Origin of the sequence: Cellulomonas massiliensis JC225 (assembly GCF_000312005.1) — a bacterium.
GTDB classification, from domain to species: Bacteria; Actinomycetota; Actinomycetes; order Actinomycetales; family Cellulomonadaceae; genus Cellulomonas; species Cellulomonas massiliensis.
This window is the reverse complement of record NZ_HE978588.1, coordinates 1,721,378-1,737,780: the sequence shown is the minus strand read 5'-3', so window position 1 is coordinate 1,737,780 and position 16,403 is coordinate 1,721,378. Positions and strand designations below refer to the sequence as shown.

The window sequence follows — 16,403 nt, the reverse complement described above, 5'->3', positions numbered from 1 at the left end:
CCGGACCCGGCCAGCGCCAGCCGGGCGGCGTCGCCGGGCGCCACGCCGTCGAGCGTGAGCCGGCGCATGACGAGCAGGCGGTCCACGTCGGCCGCGCTGTACCGCCGGTGCGACCCCGCGGCGTGCACGCCGGGGCCGAGGCCGTACCGGCGGTCCCACGTGCGCAGCGTCGCCGGGGCGACCCCGAGGCGCCGCGCGACCGCGGCCACGGTGAGCGCGGGCTGCCCGGCGCGCTCGTCGGCGTCGGCCTCGTCGGAGGGCGGGGTCGGGTTCACGTCGTCGGGGCGCTCGCTGCTCGTCGCGGTCGTCGCCCGCGTGAGCACGTCGCCGTCCGTGGCGGCGCGCTGTGCGGCGACGTCGGTCGTGGTCTCGTCGTTCGTGGTCCTGCTCGCTCGTCGTCGTGCGCCCCCGCGGTGCCCGTGGGCCCGCGGCGCCGGTGCGGGAGCCGTCCGGCCGTCGGGGCCGCACGCGCGCGGTGCGCGCACGGCGAGGGGTGTGACGGATGGCGCCGGACAGCGGTGGCCACGGCATCGTTGCACGCCCGCCACCAGCGAGTCCAGCCCCGATCGCGCCACGCTGACCAGTTTCCGAAGGGGTCTTGAACAACTTCTGGCGCGGTTGTAGCGTGACGCCACATCACCACGGCGAACGGGCTCCCGCCCGGCGCCCCGTGGGGACGACGACGCTTCCGGCGCACGGCTGACGCCGCCGCCGACGAGACAGGAGGACCTCATGGCTGAGATCTCGCGACTGCCCGGCCCGGTGATGGACCTGTGGGAGTGGCAGTTCGAGGGCGCCTGCCGCGACGCCGACCAGGACCTGTTCTTCCACCCGGAGGGTGAGCGCGGGTCCGCCCGGCGGCGGCGCGCCGAGGCCGCCAAGGCCATCTGCGCCACCTGCCCCGTCATCAACGAGTGCCGTGAGCAGTCGCTCGCGGTGCGCGAGCCCTACGGCGTGTGGGGCGGCCTGTCCGAGGACGAGCGCCAGGCGGTGCTCGCGTCCCGCGGCCGCGCACGCACCACGGCCTGACGCCTCGCCGGCGCCACGGCGCCCGCGGCGAGGTCTCCCCCAGCACGACGAAGGCCCCCTCCGGACGGAGGGGGCCTTCGTGCGCGTCGAGCGCGTCAGCTCACTTGACGACGACCGCGAGCACGTCGCGGGCGGAGAGGATGAGGTACTCCTCGCCGGCGTACTTCACCTCGGTGCCGCCGTACTTCGAGTAGATGACCTTGTCACCGACGGCCACGTCGAGCGGCACGCGGTTGCCCTTGTCGTCGATCCGACCGGGGCCGACCGACAGGACCTCGCCCTCCTGGGGCTTCTCCTTGGCGCTGTCGGGGATGACGAGACCCGATGCCGTCGTCGTCTCCGCGTCGAGCGGCTTGACGACGATCCGGTCCTCGAGGGGCTTGATGGAGACCGACACTGCGGACCTCCCCTTCGCATGTGAGTCGTTCGAATGTCCGAGCCGCACCGGGCGCCGTCGTCGCGGGTGCCGGGCCGTGGTGCGCGTTGGCACACCCACGGGGGGAGTGCCAGCTCCTCACTCTAGGAACGGGTTAGCACTCGGTCAAGGCGAGTGCCAACCTCGCGCGCCCCGGGCCCGCGGCTGTGGGCCCGCCCCCGTACCGTGGCGACGTGCCCGCCCCTGACTCCCCCGCCGTCGTGCCGCCGTCCGACCCGGGCGTCGCCGACCCGCTGGCCACCAGCGCCCGCGAGGCCCTGCGTCGTCTCGTCGGCCGGCCGGACGCCGACTTCCGCGACGGTCAGCTCGAGGCGGTGCGCGCCCTGGTGGACGAGCGCCGCCGGGTGCTCGTCGTGCAGCGCACCGGGTGGGGCAAGTCGGCCGTCTACTTCGTCTCCACCGCGCTGCGCCGCGCGCAGGGCGCGGGGCCGACGGTGATCGTCTCGCCGCTGCTCGCCCTCATGCGCGACCAGGTCGCCGCCGCCGCCCGCGCCGGCATCCGGGCCGTCACGATGAACTCGGCGAACGCGCAGGAGTGGTCCGACGTCGCGCAGGCGCTCGCCGACGACGCGGTGGACGTGCTGCTCGTCAGCCCGGAGCGGCTCAACAACCCGCGCTTCCGGGACGAGCAGCTGCCCGACCTGGCACGCCGCTGCGGGCTCCTCGTCGTCGACGAGGCGCACTGCGTGAGCGACTGGGGCCACGACTTCCGGCCGGACTACCGCCGGATCCGCGACCTGCTCGCGACGCTGCCCGAGCGCACGCCCGTCCTCGCCACCACCGCGACCGCCAACGCGCGGGTCGTCGCCGACGTGGCGGAGCAGCTGGAGGTCTCGCGCGAGGGCCGCGGGCACGACGTCCTGACGCTGCGCGGCCCGCTCGCGCGGGACTCGCTGCGGCTCGGCGTCCTGCCCTCGGCGGCGCCGGAGCAGCGCGTGGCGTGGCTCGTCGCCCACCTGGGCGACCTGCCGGGCAGCGGCATCGTGTACGCGCTGACCGTCGCGGCGGCGCACGACGTCGCCGAGGCCCTCCGGGCGGCCGGGCACGACGTGCGCGCCTACACGGGCCGCACGGACGCGGCCGACCGGGAGGAGCTGGAGGGCGCCCTGCGGGACGACCGCGTCAAGGCCCTCGTCGCCACCAGCGCGCTCGGCATGGGCTTCGACAAGCCCGACCTCGGCTTCGTCGTGCACCTGGGCGCGCCGTCGTCGCCCGTCGCGTACTACCAGCAGGTCGGGCGCGCGGGCCGCGCGACGGAGCGCGCCGACGTGCTGCTCCTGCCCGGGCCCGAGGACGAGGAGATCTGGCGGTACTTCGCCTCGGCGTCGATGCCGCGCCAGGAGCAGGCCGACGCGGTCCTGCGCGCCCTCGCCGGGGCGGGCCGGCCGATGTCGACCGCGGCGCTGGAGTCCGTGGTCGACGTCCGGCGCACCCGCCTCGAGCTGCTGCTCAAGGTCCTCGACGTCGACGGTGCGGTGCGCCGGGTGCAGGGCGGCTGGACCGCGACGGGCGAGCCGTGGACGTACGACGCGCAGCGGTACGCGCGCGTCGCCGAGGCCCGCGAGCGCGAGCAGCGGCTCATGCTGGCCTACGAGCGGACCGAGGGCTGCCGGATGGCGTTCCTGCAGGAGTCGCTGGACGACGGGACGGCCGCGCCCTGCGGGCGCTGCGACCGCTGCGCGGGGCCGTGGGTGGACACGACGGTCCCCGACGCCGCGGTGAACCTCACGCACGAGCGGCTGCGCCGCGCGGGCGTCGAGCTGGAGCCGCGCGCGCTGTGGCCCACGGCCATGGACCGGCTCGGCGTCCCGGTCGCCGGCCGCATCCCCGCGACCGAGCAGGCCGAGCCCGGCCGGGCCCTCGCCCGGCTCACCGACCTGGGCTGGGGCGCCCGCCTGCGCGACCTCCTGCGCGCCGACGCGCCGGCGTCGCCCGAGCTCGTCGAGGCGTGCGTCGCGGTGCTGCGCGACTGGGGCTGGCAGCAGCGCCCGACCGCGGTGGTCGCCGTCCCGTCCCGGTCGCACCCGCGGCTCGTCGGCTCGGTGGCGGCGGCGCTCGCGCGTCTCGGCCGGCTGGACGACCTCGGCACGCTCGAGCCGGTCGGCGACGGGCCGACCGGTGAGGCGGGCGGCAACAGCGCCTTCCGGCTCGCGGGCGTCTGGGACCGGTTCGCGGTGCCGCCCGCGGTCGCGGCCCGTCTGCGCGACGGCGGACCGGTCCTCCTCGTCGACGACCTGGCGGACTCGCGGTGGACGCTGACGGTGGCGGCGCGCGCCCTGCGGCTGGCCGGCGCCCCGGCCGTGCTGCCGTTCACGCTCGCGGTGGCGGGCTGAGGCGCCCCCGCACCGACGCCCCGACCCACGACCGGCAGCCAGGACGCGGCGCCACGACCCCGACGCCCACGACGCGGACGCCCCGCGCGGGACGCCGGCACCACCGTGCAAGGATCGACGCATGGACGCCGCCGGGCTCACCGCGCTGCTCAGCCCCGACGGCTGGGCGCTGCTGCAGGCCCTGCCGCCGTACGAGGAGCGGCTGGCGATGGCGCTGTCCGAGCGGCTGCGCGCCGAGGGCGTCGACCCGACGCTCGTCGCCGCCGCGCTGACGCAGTCGCGCCTGCGCGCCCGCGCCGTGCCGAAGTTCGGCGACTTCGCCTCGGGGATGCTGTTCACGTCGGCGGGCCTGGAGCAGGCCACGCGCCTGGAGGTCGCCGCGCACCACGCGCGCCGGTACCGGGACGCGGGGCTGGCCCGGGTCGCCGACCTCACGTGCGGCATCGGCGCGGACGCGATGGCCTTCGCGGGCGTCGGGCTGGGCGTCGTCGCGTGCGAGCTGGACGAGGCGACCGCGGCGATCGCGACCGTCAACCTCCGGCACTTCCCGGAGGCGCAGGTCCGCCACCTCGACGGCCTCACGCTCGACCTCGACGAGGTCGACGGCGTCTACGCCGACCCGGCACGGCGCACGAGCCGAGGCTCGCGGGTGCACGACCCCGCGGCGTACGCGCCGCCCCTCGACGCCGTGCTGGCGCTGCGCGAGCGGCGCCCGCTCGGGCTGAAGCTCGGCCCGGGGGTCCCGCACGCGGCCCTCCCGCCGGACGCGCACGCGCAGTGGGTGTCGGTCGAGGGCGACGTCGTCGAGCTCGGCCTGTGGTTCGGCCCCCTGGCGCCCGAGGGCCCGGGCCGCTCGGCGCTCCTCCTGCGCGGCGGGCAGGCGCACACGCTGCTCGCCGGGCCGGACGGGCCGCACGCCCCGGGCACCGGGCCCGTCGGCGCCTACCTGTACGAGCCCGACGGCGCCGTCATCCGCGCCGGTCTCGTCGGCGACGTCGCCGAGCGGGTGCGCGGACGCCTCGTGGACGCGACGATCGCCTACGTGACGTCCGACGCGCTGACCCCGACGCCGTTCGCGACCGCGTACCGCGTCCTCGACACGCTGCCCTTCGGCCTCAAGCGGCTGCGCACGTACCTGCGCGAGCGCGGCGTCGGGCGGGTGACGATCAAGAAGCGCGGGACGGCGGTGGTCCCGGAGCAGCTGCGCAAGCAGCTCGACCTGCGCGGCGAGGGCGAGGCGACGCTCGTGCTGACGCGCGTCGCGGGTCAGCAGCAGGTCCTCGTCGTGGACCCGGTCTGATGGCCGCGCCCGCCCGGCTCGACTTCGCGCGGTCCGAGCGGTCGACCGTCGGGCTGGAGTGGGAGGTCGCGCTCGTCGACCGCGACTCGGGCGACCTGCGGCAGGCGGCCGAGGCGGTGTTCGAGACGATCGGCCGGCGCGCCGAGCCGCGCCCGTGGAACGTCACCGGCGAGCTGCTGCTCAACACCGTCGAGGTGTCGTCGGGCAAGTGCCGCACCGTCGGCGAGGCGGCCGAGCACCTGCGCGGCGGCATGGACGAGGTCGCCGCCGCGGCCGAGCCCCTGCGCATCGAGCTGATGGGCGGCGGCACGCACCCGTTCGCGAGCTGGGCGCACCAGAAGATCACCGACAAGCAGCGGTACGCGACGCTCATCGACCGCACGCAGTGGTGGGGCCGGCAGATGCTCATCTACGGCGTGCACGTGCACGTCGGCATCGAGGACCGGGCGAAGGTCCTGCCGCTCGCGCGCGCGATGCTCACGGTGTTCGCGCACCTGCAGTCGCTGTCCGCGTCCTCGCCCTTCTGGGGCGGCCGGGACACCGGGTACGCGTCCAACCGCGCGCTGCTGTTCCAGCAGCTCCCGACCGCGGGGCTCCCGTTCCAGTTCGAGGAGTGGGGTCAGCTCGAGCAGTACGTCGGCGACCTGCTGCACACCGGCGTCATCGACCAGTTCGACGAGGTGCGGTGGGACATCCGCCCGGCCCCGCGCTTCGGCACCCTCGAGATGCGCGTCGCCGACGGCGCCTCGAACCTGCTCGAGGTCACGGCGATCTCGGCGCTCACGCACTGCTTCGTCGAGCACTTCTCGTCGATGCTCGACCGCGGCGAGGCGGTGCCGACGCTGCCGCCGTGGTACGTCCAGGAGAACAAGTGGCGCTCCGCGCGCTACGGCATGGACGCCATCATCATCACGAACGCCGCGGGCGACGAGGAGCTCGTCACGGACTCGGTCGGCCGGTGGCTGCACGAGCTGGCGCCGGTCGCCGAGCGGCTCGGCTGCTCCGAGGAGCTCGAGCAGGTCCGCGTCGTGCTGCGACGAGGCGCGTCCTACCAGCGCCAGCGCGCCGTGGCCCGGCGTCACGCGGGCGAGCTCGACGCGGTCGTGCGGGCCCTGGTCGCCGAGATGCGGGCGGGGCGCCCGCTCTGACGCAGGGGCCCGGGCACGCCCGCAGGCGACCCGGGCCCGGCGGCCCGGCGTCAGAGGTCGGCGAGGACGGCGTCGATCTGGCCCGCCGCGAGGGTCATACCCTCGACCATGCCCATCGCCACGACCTTCTCGAGCTCGTCGAGCGTCGGGTAGCGGGTCACGACGGTCATCCGCGTGCCGGCCCCGGCGTCCTCGAGCGTGACCCGGACGTGCGCGACGGGCAGCGAGTCGTCCGGCTCGCCCGAGTCGTCGGCGAAGCCGTCCTCGAGCTCGATCGTCCTCGGGGCGTCGACCGCCGTGAACCGCCACCAGCCGCCCGCCTTCGTGCCGTCGGGGCCCGTCATCACGTAGCGCGCGCGGCCGCCGGTGCGCAGGTCGTGGTCCAGGAACGTCGCCGGCCACTCGGGCGGCCCCCACCAGCGCTCGAGCCGGCGCGGGTCGGCCCACACCTGCCACACCCGATCGGGCGCGGCCTCGAAGTCGCACACGAGCCGCAGCTCGAGCCTGTCGACGTCCTTGACGACGCTGGTCACGGTCATGTCCGGTCCTCCTCCGGGTCGAGGGCGAGCAGCTCGGCGATGCGGTCGACGCGCCCGCGCCAGACCTCCTCGAGCGCGTCCAGCAGCCGCCCGGCGGCCCTGACGGTCTCGACGTCCCCGCTCACGATCTGCTCGCGCCCCTGCTTGCGCTTGTGCACGAGGGCGGCGCGTGCGAGCACCGCGACGTGCTTCTGGACGGCGGCGAAGCTCATGTCGTACCGGCGCGCGAGCGCCGAGACGGACTGCTCCTCGTGCAGCACCCGCACGAGGATGTCGCGCCGGGTCGCGTCGGCCAGGGCGGCGAACACGCGGTCGACCTCGTCCGGGTCGAGCGCGGTCCGCCGGTCCTGATCTACAACCATGTGGTTGTACGTTACGCGGGCCCGCCGGGGCGGGCAAGAGCCCGCGCCGCGGTCACGGCGCCGTCGCGAGCACGTCGTCCCACGGCAGCGCGAGGGCGGCCGGTGCGCCGGAGCTGAGGTACGCGCGCAGCCGGATGCCGCCCGGCTGCTGCAGCACCGCCGTGCCGTCCGTGGCCGTCAGCCACGCCGCGGGCTCGGGCGCGCCCACGGCCCACACCTTGGCCTGCACCGTCGTCGGGGACGTGCCCACGGCCCGCGCCCGGACCTGCAGCACCGTGCCGGCGTCGACGGTCAGCCCGGCGACCACTCCGCCCGCCGTCGCCGCACCCGTCCGGGTCGTGTACAGCTGCACGGACCCGTTCGCGTAGACCTTCACGAGCGCGCCGTAGTCCTGCGACCCGACCACCCGCGCCGAGGTCGTCAGGTGCACGGTCGCGGCCGGGCGGGCCACGAACCGCACGCGCGCCGTCAGGTCCGTGGCCGAGGAGGCGAGCGGGAGCCCGGCGTCCACGACCTGCCCCGGCGGGACGGTCATGCGTCCGACGCCGTCCGCGACCGCCAGGCGCGAGGTCGCCGACGCCGTCCACGTCCCGCCGGTCGGCGCCGTGCCCCACCCGGCGGCGACCGTGCGCGCGAACGCGTCCTGCGCGAGCACGCCGGTCGGCGGCGGCGCGGCGACCGTCACCTGCCGGGTCGTCTGCGCGCTCGCACCGTCGTCGTCCGTCACCGTGAGCGTCACGTCGTACGTCCCGCCCGCGGCGTAGGTGTGCGTCGCGGTGACGCCCGACCCGCTCGCCCCGTCCCCGAACGTCCAGGTGCGGGACACGACCGAGCCGTCCCCGTCGCTGGACGGCGAGGCGTCGACGGTCACGGCCAGCCCGTCGGCCACGGAGCCGAACGCCGCGGTCGGGGGGAGGTTGGCCGGCGGAGGTGGCGGCTGCGTCCCGACCGGGACCGCCAGCAGGTCGTCGTAGGCCACCACGACGGCGCCGCCGGTGGCGGACGCGGACAGGTACGACGACAGGCGCAGACCGCCCGGGGCCTGCAGGGCCGCGGTCGCGTCGGTCACGGACTGCTGCCACGCGGTCGGCTCGGGCGCCCCGTCGAGCCACGCCCGCACCCGCACGCGCGTCGGCGAGACGCCCTCGACCTGCTGGCGCACGTGCAGCCGCGCGCCCGGCGCGAGCACGACCCCGGGCAGCGTCCCGCCCGCGAGCACGGCGTCCGACCGCGTCGCGTGCAGCTGGACCGCCCCGCCCGGCAGGACCTTGACGCGCGCCCCGTAGCCGCCGGCCGCCGAGCTGCGGCCCAGCAGGGTCAGGTAGACGGGCTGGTCGGGCACGCGGTCGAGCGCGAGCGTCGTCGTGACGTCCGTCGAGGCGGACTGCCACCCGCCGAGGGTGGACGACACCGTGACGCCGCCGCCGAGCACGTGACGCCCCACGCCGCCGGACACCGTCGCCCGCGTCGCTCCGCCGGCCGTCGCCCAGGGTCCGCCCGTCGGCGCGGTGCCCCACCCCGCGCTCGTCGTCCGGGCGAACGCGTCCTCGGCGAGCACGGTCGGGGTCGGGGGCGGCGTGCTCCCGCCGCCCATGTCGTAGCGGAACGTGAACGCGCTGTCGGCGTCCGTCTCGAACCGGTCGAGCGTCGGCGAGTACGTCGCGGCGGTGACGGTGTCGGCGGCCGGGTCGAACCGGTACGTGCGCAGCCAGCCGTCCCCGCCGCCGGGGCGCTCCTGGAAGTCCGCCATGACGGCGACGACGGGGTCGCCGCACGCGTTCGTGTCGGTGCGGCGCGACTCGCCGTGGGAGTGGCCCGCCACGACGAGGAACACGGAGCACGAGGGCTGCACGAGCGTCGTCCACAGGTCGCGCCCGGCGTTGCCGCCGTCGGCCCGCAGCACCTGCGTGGTGAGCGCGCCGTCGACCGTGAGGTAGCTGTGCGTCACGAGGATGGCGCGGCGGTCGGGGTGGGCGGCGAGCACCCGGCGCGCCCAGGCGACGGCGTCGTCGGACGGCGCGTACTCGAGCGTCAGGACGAGGAAGTCCATGCCGCCCGCGCTGAACAGGGCGTAGCTGTCGGCGTTCTGCCGGTCGACGGGGTCGGCGCCGAGCCGGCCGTCGCCGAGGTAGCCGCCGTACCGGGCGGTCGCCGGCGTCCACGCGGCGCCGGCGTAGCGGCTCACGGGGAAGTGCTGCTGGTACGCCTCCAGCGACCCGTCGCTCAGGTCCATGTCGTGGTTGCCGACGGCGGCGGTGCTGGGCACGCCGGCGGCGTCGAGCACCGCCATCGACGCCGACGCGCGCTGCCACTGCACCGGCAGGGTCTCGATCCCGACGAGGTCGCCGACCTGGGCGACGAACGCGACGCCGAGCTCGTCACGGTGGTCGACGACCCACTGGGTCTGCCGGGTGAACGTCGGCGCGTTGGCCGTCGCGCTCGTGTACCCCTGCGTGTCGGGCAGGACGACGAGCGTGAAGGGAGCCGGCGGGTCGCCGTCCGCTCCCGCCGCGGGCGCGGCGCCCGCGGCCACGAGGGCCGCCAGCGCGAGGGACGGGACGAGCGCACGGGCGAGCGACCGGAGCATGGCGCCTCCTCGGGGGTACCTCCGAGTGCACCGCTCGCGGCAAACCGTGTCAAGACACCCCAAAAGGGGCACGGTGGTCGGCTAGACGAGCACCTGCGTCAGCGGCATGGAGGAGTCGACGCCGAGGTCCAGCGACGACGGCGGGAGGCCGCGCCGCACGACCGCCGAGCCCAGCGCCGCGATCATCGCGCCGTTGTCGGTGCAGTACCGGATCGGCGGGATCCGCAGCTCGATGCCGGCCTCCGCGCAGCGCTGCGCCGCCAGCTCGCGCAGCTGCGAGTTCGCGGAGAAGCCGCCGCCGACGACGAGCGTGCTCACGCCGTGCGCACGGCAGGCGGCGATGCTCTTCGCCGTCAGCACGTCCGCGACCGCCGCCGCGAACGACGCCGCGACGTCCGGCAGCGGGATCTCCTGCCCCGCGTCCTGGCGCGCCTCGACCCAGCGGGCGACCGCGGTCTTGAGCCCCGAGAAGGAGAAGTCGGTGGCGTGGCGCGCCTGGTCCTTCGGCGCGGTGAGGCCGCGAGGGAACCGGATCGCCTCCGGATCGCCCTCGCGCGCGAGCCGGTCGATGTGCGGGCCGCCGGGGTACGGCAGGCCCAGGAGCCGGCCGACCTTGTCGAAGGCCTCGCCCGCCGCGTCGTCGAGCGTGGAGCCGAGCTCCGTGACGTTCACGGTGTCGTCGACGAGGAGCAGCGACGAGTGCCCGCCCGAGACGACGAGCGCCATGACCCGCTCGGGGAACGGCCCGTCGACGAGCTCGTCCACGACCGCGTGCCCGATCACGTGGTTGACGCCGTACAGCGGCTTGCCCAGCCCGATCGCGAGGGACTTGGCCGCCGCCGCCCCCACGGTGAGCGGCCCGACGAGCCCGGGGCCCGCGGTGACCGCGATCGCGTCGACGTCGGACAGCTCGACCTCGGCCGTCGCGAGCGCGCGCTCGATCGTCGGGACCATCGCCTCGAGGTGGGCGCGCGACGCGATCTCGGGGATGATCCCGCCGAACCGCGCGTGCTCGTCCACCGAGCTGGCCACGGAGTCGACGAGCAGGTCGTACCCCCGCACGAGCGCGACGCCCGTCTCGTCGCACGAGGTCTCGATGCCCAGCACGAGGGGCGCAGCGGTGTCCGGCACGCCGACCAGGATAGGTGCCGCGGGGCAAGGCCCCGTCGCGGCCTGTGACGCGACTCACCCGCGGGCCGGGCATACGGCCAACTGGTTGACGTTTCAATGATCATGACGACTGACACCACCGTGCTCGACGGCCTCGACTTCCCGACGCCCGGCCTCGCCGTGCCCGACGACGTCGCGGACCTGCTGTTCCGTCAGGCCCGCACCATCGGCGCCTTCACTCCCGAGGACGTGACCGACGAGCAGCTCGAGGCCGTGTACGACCTCGTCAAGTGGGGCCCCACGGCGATGAACATCGTGCCGCTGCGCCTCCTCGTCGTGCGCACCCCGGAGGCCCGCGCCCGCCTCGCCCGGCACATGGCCGAGGGCAACCGCCAGCGCGTCCTGGACGCGCCCGTCTCGATCGTCCTCGCGGCCGACCCCCGCTTCCACGACCACCTGCCGACGCTCGCGCCGCACCGGGCCGAGATGGTCCCGATGCTGGACGCCCAGCCGGAGACGCGCGAGCAGATGGCCCGCACGAACGCCCTCATCCAGGCCGGCTACCTCGTCGTCGGCCTGCGGGCGGCCGGGCTCGACGCCGGACCGATGGGCGGCATGGACGCCGACGGCATCGACGGCGAGTTCTTCGCGGACAACGGCTGGAGGAGCCTGTTCGTCGTCAACGTGGGTCACCGTGACGGCGAGGGGACCACGTACCCGCGCGCCGCGCGCCTCGACTACGGGCAGGCGTCGCTCACCGTCTGAGCGCCGCACCGCCGCCGCCCGGTGGCGGCGGGCCGTCAGCGGCCCGTCGCCACCGGCCGCGACGGGTCGTGCGACCACTGGGACCACGAGCCCGGGTAGAGCACGGCGTCGACGCCGATCGACGCGAGCGCCGCGACGTCGTGCGCGGCGGTCACGCCCGAGCCGCAGTAGACGGCGACCGGGCGCCCGCCCGTGGCGCCGAGCGCGGCGTACCGGTCCCGCAGCACCGGCGCGGGCAGGAAGGCGCCGTCGGACCCGAGGTTGCCGGCGGTCGGCGCGCTGAGCGCCCCCGGCACGTGGCCCGCCCGCGGGTCGACGGGCTCGGTCTCCCCCGCGAACCGCTCGGGCGCCCGGGCGTCGAGCACCACGCCGCTCCAGGCGGCGACGCCGTCGGCGTCGGTGGTCGGCAGCGACCCGGGCGCCAGGACGACGTCGCCCGGCTCCGGCACCACGACGCCGGCCTCGAGCGCGAGCCCGCGGTCGCGCCACGCGGCGAGCCCGCCGTCGAGCAGCCGCACGTCGCGCAGGCCGGCCCAGCGCAGCAGCCACCACGCGCGCGCCGCGGACGTGCCGCCGACGTCGTCGTACGCGACGACCCGGCCGCCCTCGCGCACGCCCCAGCGCCGGGCCGCCGCCTCGAGGGCGGCCACGTCCGGGAGCGGGTGGCGGCCGCGCTCGGGGCTCGCAGGCGCCGCGAGCTCGCGCTCCAGGTCGACGTAGACCGCGCCGGGCAGGTGCTCGTCGAGGTACCGTTCGTGGCCGTCGGCGCGGCCGAGCGCCCAGCGGACGTCCAGCAGCACCGGCGCCTCGTCGCCGGCGAGCTCGGCGGCGAGCGCGACCGGGTCGACCAGGACCCCGGCGCGCAGCGCGTCCTGCGGGGCGTCCGGGGTCACACGAGCGCCTTGCGCATCGTCCAGGCGTCGACGTTCTCGGGCTGGTAGTAGCCGTGCCGCACGCCGATCTGCTCGAACCCGCAGCTCTCGTACAGGTGCAGCGCGGGCGCGTTGTCCACGCGCACCTCCAGCAGCACCGCGTCGGCCTCGACCTCGCGGGCGTGCGCCATGAGCGCGCCGAGCAGCAGCCGGCCGATGCCGCGGTTCTGGTACGGCGTGTCGGTGGCGATCGTCATCACCTGGGCGTCGTACCCGTCGAACCACACGCCGGCGTAGCCGACGAGACGGTCGGCGTCGTACGCGCCGACGTACCAGCGCCCGGGCCCGGTGATCTCGTCCACGAGCGTCTCGGCGGACCAGGCGATGCCCCCGAAGAGCTCGACCTCCATCCGCGCCATGTCCGGCACGTCGTCGACCGTCAGGGGGCGCAGCGGGAACGTGGCGGCGTCGTCGATGTCAGCAGTCACGGACCCCATCCCAGCACGAACCGGGCCGGACCACGGCCTCGCCGACGTCCGGAGCCCCGCCGGTCGCCCGCGGAACCCGACCGCTCACGGCCCCGTGACGCGCTTCGCGCCGGTGGTGGGGACGGCGTCGGGCCGGCGCAGGTACAGCGGGGTCGTCGGCTGCGCGTCGAGCGGGCGCGCGAGCGAGAGCCGGGCGAGCTCGACCGGGTCCGGGTCGAGGAGCCCGGCGGCCGCCAGGTCCGGGAGCACCGTCGCGCCCGGACCCGCGCCGGGGACGGCGCCGAGCGGCACGACGGCGGCGGCGGGGCCGGACGGCTCGACCGGCACGACGGGCGGGACGGGCGCGGGGCCGACCTGCGGCGTCGCGAGCTCCGGGTGGAGCAGCACCCCACGGCCCACGGCGAGCGCGCCCGCCGCCCGTGCGTCCTGCGCGACGGCCCCGGCAGGGCCGACCTGCGGCGGCACGACGACCTCGAGCTCGCCCGGCCCGACGAGGCGGTAGACGGACCAGTAGACCTCGCGCCGCCGCGCGTCCGTCGCCACGAGCAGGTCGAGGGACGCGCCGTCGCCGACGGGCAGGACGCGGGACGCGCGCGCCGCGACGGCGTCGAGGCCGGGCACGCCGAGCGCGGGCACGCCGATCGCGAGGGCGAGGGTGCGGGCGGTGACGAGGCCGACCCGCAGCCCGGTGAACGGCGCGGGCCCGGTGCCCGCGACGACCCGCGTCAGGTCGCGACGGTCGACGCCCGCGTCCGCGAGCGCCTCCTGGACGAGCGGGGCGAGCAGCTCTGCGTGGTGGCGCTGCTGGTCGACGTGGCGGGTGGCGAGCGGCGCTCCCGCGTCGTCGGTGACGGCGACGGCGACGCCGGCGGAGGTGTCGAGGGCGAGGACGGGCACGGCGTCAGCCTGCCACGCCGTCGGGCACGCCTCGCGGGCGGTCGGCCTGATCGCCGTCGGGTGCCTCGCCGGGCTCGGCCGGCAGGGCGACGCCCGCCCACCGGGGGCCGACCCCCGCGACCGTGACGACGCGCTCCCCCGCGGCCGCGTCCAGCGCGTCCGCGTCGTCGTGCGGCGCCGCGTCCTGCGCCCCGCGCGGCCGCTGCAGTCGCACCTCGAGCCGGTCGGCGGCGAGCCCCTCGACCCAGCCCTCGCCCCACTCCACGACGGTGACGGACTCCTCCAGGCTCGAGTCGAGGTCGAGCGCGTCCACCTCGTCCAGCGAGCTGAGCCGGTAGGCGTCGACGTGCACGAGGCCGGGGCCCGTGGTGCCGTCGGTGCGCGGCAGCGGCGGGTGCTCCCGGGCGATGATGAACGTCGGCGACGCCACCTGGCCCCGCACGCCCAGCCCGGCCCCCAGCCCCTGCGTGAGGGTCGTCTTGCCGGCGCCGAGGTCGCCCGTGAGGACCACGAGGTCCCCCGCGCGGAGCACGCCGGCCAGCGCCCGGCCGTACCGGCGCGTCGCGTCGGCGTCGGGCAGGCGGACCTCGACCGGGCCGGCGGCGGCCACGGTGCCGGTCGCGGCGCCGGTCATCGGGCCGCTCCCGCAGCCGCGACGCGCGCACCCTCGCCGGCGGCGGCCGAGTCGACGTGCACGCGCGGGACGCGTGCGCCGACCCGCGTGACGATCTCGTAGGAGATCGTGCCGGCGGCGTCGGCCCAGTCCTGCGCGGTGGGGCCGCCGTCCGCTCCCGTGCCGAACAGCTCGACGCGGTCCCCCGCGCGCTCGCCGGCGTCCGGCCCGAGGTCGACCACGACCTGGTCCATGCACACGCGGCCGGCCACGCCGAGCGTCCGGCCGCCGACGCGCACCGGTCCCCCGGGGCGCTCCTGCGTGCCCGACGCGTGCCGCGGCACCCCGTCCGCGTAGCCGATCGGCACGACCCCCACCCAGGTGTCCTGGGTGGTGACGTACTGGTGCGCGTACGAGACGCCGTGGCCGGCCGGCAGCCGCTTGACGGTCGCGAGCTCGGCCTCGAGCGTCATCGCGGGCACGAGCCCGAAGGCGGCGGGCCCGCCGAGCTGCGGCACCGGCGAGAGGCCGTAGACGGCCAGGCCCGGGCGGACGAGGTCGTAGTGCACGTCGGGCGTGGTGAGCGTGGCGGCGGAGTTCGCCAGGTGCCGGACCTCCAGGTGCGCCCCGGCGGCCTCGACCGCCGCGACGGCGTCCGCGAACACCCGCGCCTGGCCCCGCACGGTCGGGTGCTGCGGCTCGTCGGCGAACGCGAGGTGGGACCAGACGCCGACGACCTCCACGGCCCCCTCGGCCTGGGCGCGCATCGCGGCGGGCAGGAGCTCGCCGAGGTCCGGGGGCGTGAGGCCGTTGCGCCCCAGCCCGGTGTCGACCTTGAGGTGCACGCGCGCGGTCCGTCCCGCGGCGCGCGCGGCGGCGACGACCTCGTCCAGGGCCCACGGAGCGGCGACCGACAGGTCGACGTCCGCCTCGACCGCCTCGCGCAGCGGCGCGCCCGGCGCGTAGAGCCACGTGAGCACGCGCGCGCCGATGCCGGCGCGGCGCAGCGCGAGGGCCTCGGGCACCTGCGCGGCGCCGAGCCAGGTCGCGCCGCCGGCCAGCGCGGCCGTCGCGGACGGGACCAGGCCGTGCCCGTAGGCGTCGGCCTTGACGACGGCCATGACCTGGGCGGTCGGCGCGTGCGCGGCGAGCGCGGCGGCGTTGCCGCGGATCGCGGCGAGGTCGACGAGGGCCCGGGCGGGGTACGTGCTCACGGGTGCCAGTCTCGCACCGCGACGCCGTCGGGCCCGACGACCACGTCGGCCCGGCCCGCGCCGGCCGCGACGAGGACGGCGTTGCGCTCGTCAGGGCCGTGGGTCCACGCGTGCGCGGCGTCGGGCGCCTTGCCGAAGGCGACGTGCCGCGCGACGAGGCGCTCGCGGCGCGTGTCGTCGTCCGGAGCCACGAACCACGTCTCGTCCAGCAGGGCCGCGACGGGCCCGAAGCCCGCCTCGTCGACGAGCAGGTAGTTGCCCTCGGTCACGACGAGGGCCGTCGCCGCCGGCACGGCGATCGCCCCCGCGACGCCGTTGCGCAGGTCGCGGCGGTACTCGGGGGCGTAGACCGTCTCGCCCGCGACGGGCTCGCGGAGCCGCCGCAGCAGCGCCACGTACCCCGCGGCGTCGAACGTGTCGGGGGCGCCCTTGCGCTCGGCGCGGCCCAGGCGCTCGAGCTCCGTCTGGGCGAGGTGGAACCCGTCCATGGGCACGACGACGACGCCCGGGAAGGCTGCGGCGACCTGGGCGGCGAGGGTCGACTTGCCGGCGCCGGGCGCGCCCGCGATGCCGAGGAGCCGGCGGTCGCCCGGGGCCAGCAGCGCCTCGACCCGGGCCGCGAGGGCGGGCGGCAGCGGGGCCCCGCGCTCCTGCGGGGTCACCGCAGCAGCTCCGCGACGGTGGCCGGGAGCGCGCGCGCGACGTCGAGG

At 76.9% G+C, this 16,403-nt stretch carries 17 protein-coding genes; 5 read left to right on the top strand and 12 right to left on the bottom strand.

Features of this window, described 5'->3' with window-relative positions:
- A partial coding sequence (locus tag HGCM_RS17560) for a MerR family transcriptional regulator (RefSeq protein ID WP_040399023.1) occupies positions 1–323 on the bottom strand: 323 nt, incomplete at its 3' end.
- Between the two features lie 409 nt (positions 324–732).
- Between HGCM_RS17560 and HGCM_RS08320 the strand changes: the two genes are divergently transcribed.
- Positions 733–1,029: a WhiB family transcriptional regulator gene (locus tag HGCM_RS08320; RefSeq protein WP_019136391.1), complete on the top strand. Its 297-nt coding sequence runs from the start codon at positions 733–735 to the stop codon at positions 1,027–1,029.
- A 100-nt stretch (positions 1,030–1,129) separates the two neighbouring features.
- Here the strand turns inward: HGCM_RS08320 and groES are convergent, their stop codons facing one another.
- On the bottom strand, positions 1,130–1,426 hold the full coding sequence (gene groES / locus HGCM_RS08315) for a co-chaperone GroES (RefSeq protein WP_019136390.1): 297 nt from the start codon (positions 1,424–1,426) through the stop codon (positions 1,130–1,132).
- Between the two features lie 212 nt (positions 1,427–1,638).
- Between groES and HGCM_RS08310 the strand changes: the two genes are divergently transcribed.
- From HGCM_RS08310 to HGCM_RS08300, 3 genes are all read left to right on the top strand, one after another.
- Positions 1,639–3,798: a RecQ family ATP-dependent DNA helicase gene (locus HGCM_RS08310; RefSeq protein WP_019136389.1), complete on the top strand. Its 2,160-nt coding sequence runs from the start codon at positions 1,639–1,641 to the stop codon at positions 3,796–3,798.
- 121 nt (positions 3,799–3,919) lie between these two features.
- Entirely contained in the window at positions 3,920–5,098 is a 1,179-nt protein-coding gene (locus HGCM_RS08305) for a class I SAM-dependent methyltransferase (RefSeq protein ID WP_019136388.1), read from the top strand.
- Positions 5,098–6,246: a glutamate--cysteine ligase gene (locus tag HGCM_RS08300; protein WP_019136387.1), complete on the top strand. Its 1,149-nt coding sequence runs from the start codon at positions 5,098–5,100 to the stop codon at positions 6,244–6,246. The genes HGCM_RS08305 and HGCM_RS08300 overlap by 1 nt, the downstream gene beginning before the upstream one ends.
- A 50-nt stretch (positions 6,247–6,296) precedes the next feature.
- Here HGCM_RS08300 and HGCM_RS08295 read toward each other — a convergent pair whose 3' ends face one another.
- The 4 genes from HGCM_RS08295 to tsaD form a co-directional block, all read right to left on the bottom strand.
- The gene (locus HGCM_RS08295; RefSeq protein ID WP_019136386.1) at positions 6,297–6,785 is read right to left on the bottom strand and encodes an SRPBCC family protein; all 489 of its coding nucleotides are present in this window, start codon (positions 6,783–6,785) and stop codon (positions 6,297–6,299) included.
- Positions 6,782–7,147: an ArsR/SmtB family transcription factor gene (locus tag HGCM_RS08290; RefSeq protein WP_026075349.1), complete on the bottom strand. Its 366-nt coding sequence runs from the start codon at positions 7,145–7,147 to the stop codon at positions 6,782–6,784. The genes HGCM_RS08295 and HGCM_RS08290 overlap by 4 nt, the downstream gene beginning before the upstream one ends.
- A gap of 52 nt (positions 7,148–7,199) precedes the next feature.
- Positions 7,200–9,734, bottom strand: coding sequence for a PKD domain-containing protein (locus tag HGCM_RS18805; RefSeq protein WP_019136384.1), 2,535 nt, complete (start codon positions 9,732–9,734; stop codon positions 7,200–7,202).
- Between the two features lie 81 nt (positions 9,735–9,815).
- On the bottom strand, positions 9,816–10,865 hold the full coding sequence (tsaD, locus tag HGCM_RS08280) for a tRNA (adenosine(37)-N6)-threonylcarbamoyltransferase complex transferase subunit TsaD (RefSeq protein WP_019136383.1): 1,050 nt from the start codon (positions 10,863–10,865) through the stop codon (positions 9,816–9,818).
- A gap of 96 nt (positions 10,866–10,961) precedes the next feature.
- Here tsaD and HGCM_RS08275 point away from each other — a divergent pair, with 96 nt between their 5' ends.
- Positions 10,962–11,609 carry a malonic semialdehyde reductase gene (locus tag HGCM_RS08275; protein ID WP_019136382.1) on the top strand — a complete coding sequence of 216 codons (648 nt, stop codon included), beginning with the start codon at positions 10,962–10,964 and terminating at the stop codon, positions 11,607–11,609.
- 35 nt (positions 11,610–11,644) lie between these two features.
- Here the strand turns inward: HGCM_RS08275 and HGCM_RS08270 are convergent, their stop codons facing one another.
- From HGCM_RS08270 to HGCM_RS08245, 6 genes are all read right to left on the bottom strand, one after another.
- Entirely contained in the window at positions 11,645–12,502 is an 858-nt protein-coding gene (locus tag HGCM_RS08270; RefSeq protein ID WP_019136381.1) for a sulfurtransferase, read from the bottom strand.
- Positions 12,499–12,978: a ribosomal protein S18-alanine N-acetyltransferase gene (gene rimI / locus HGCM_RS08265; protein ID WP_019136380.1), complete on the bottom strand. Its 480-nt coding sequence runs from the start codon at positions 12,976–12,978 to the stop codon at positions 12,499–12,501. Before rimI ends, HGCM_RS08270 begins: the two co-directional genes overlap by 4 nt.
- Before the next feature lie 75 nt (positions 12,979–13,053).
- On the bottom strand, positions 13,054–13,866 hold the full coding sequence (tsaB, locus tag HGCM_RS08260; RefSeq protein WP_019136379.1) for a tRNA (adenosine(37)-N6)-threonylcarbamoyltransferase complex dimerization subunit type 1 TsaB: 813 nt from the start codon (positions 13,864–13,866) through the stop codon (positions 13,054–13,056).
- A gap of 4 nt (positions 13,867–13,870) precedes the next feature.
- Positions 13,871–14,500, bottom strand: coding sequence for a tRNA (adenosine(37)-N6)-threonylcarbamoyltransferase complex ATPase subunit type 1 TsaE (tsaE, locus tag HGCM_RS08255; RefSeq protein ID WP_019136378.1), 630 nt, complete (start codon positions 14,498–14,500; stop codon positions 13,871–13,873).
- Positions 14,497–15,693, bottom strand: coding sequence for an alanine racemase (gene alr / locus HGCM_RS17550; protein WP_019136377.1), 1,197 nt, complete (start codon positions 15,691–15,693; stop codon positions 14,497–14,499). Before alr ends, tsaE begins: the two co-directional genes overlap by 4 nt.
- Complete coding sequence (locus tag HGCM_RS08245) at positions 15,690–16,355, bottom strand: nucleoside/nucleotide kinase family protein (RefSeq protein WP_019136376.1); 666 nt, start codon at positions 16,353–16,355, stop codon at positions 15,690–15,692. The genes alr and HGCM_RS08245 overlap by 4 nt, the downstream gene beginning before the upstream one ends.
- Positions 16,356–16,403 lie beyond the last annotated feature (48 nt).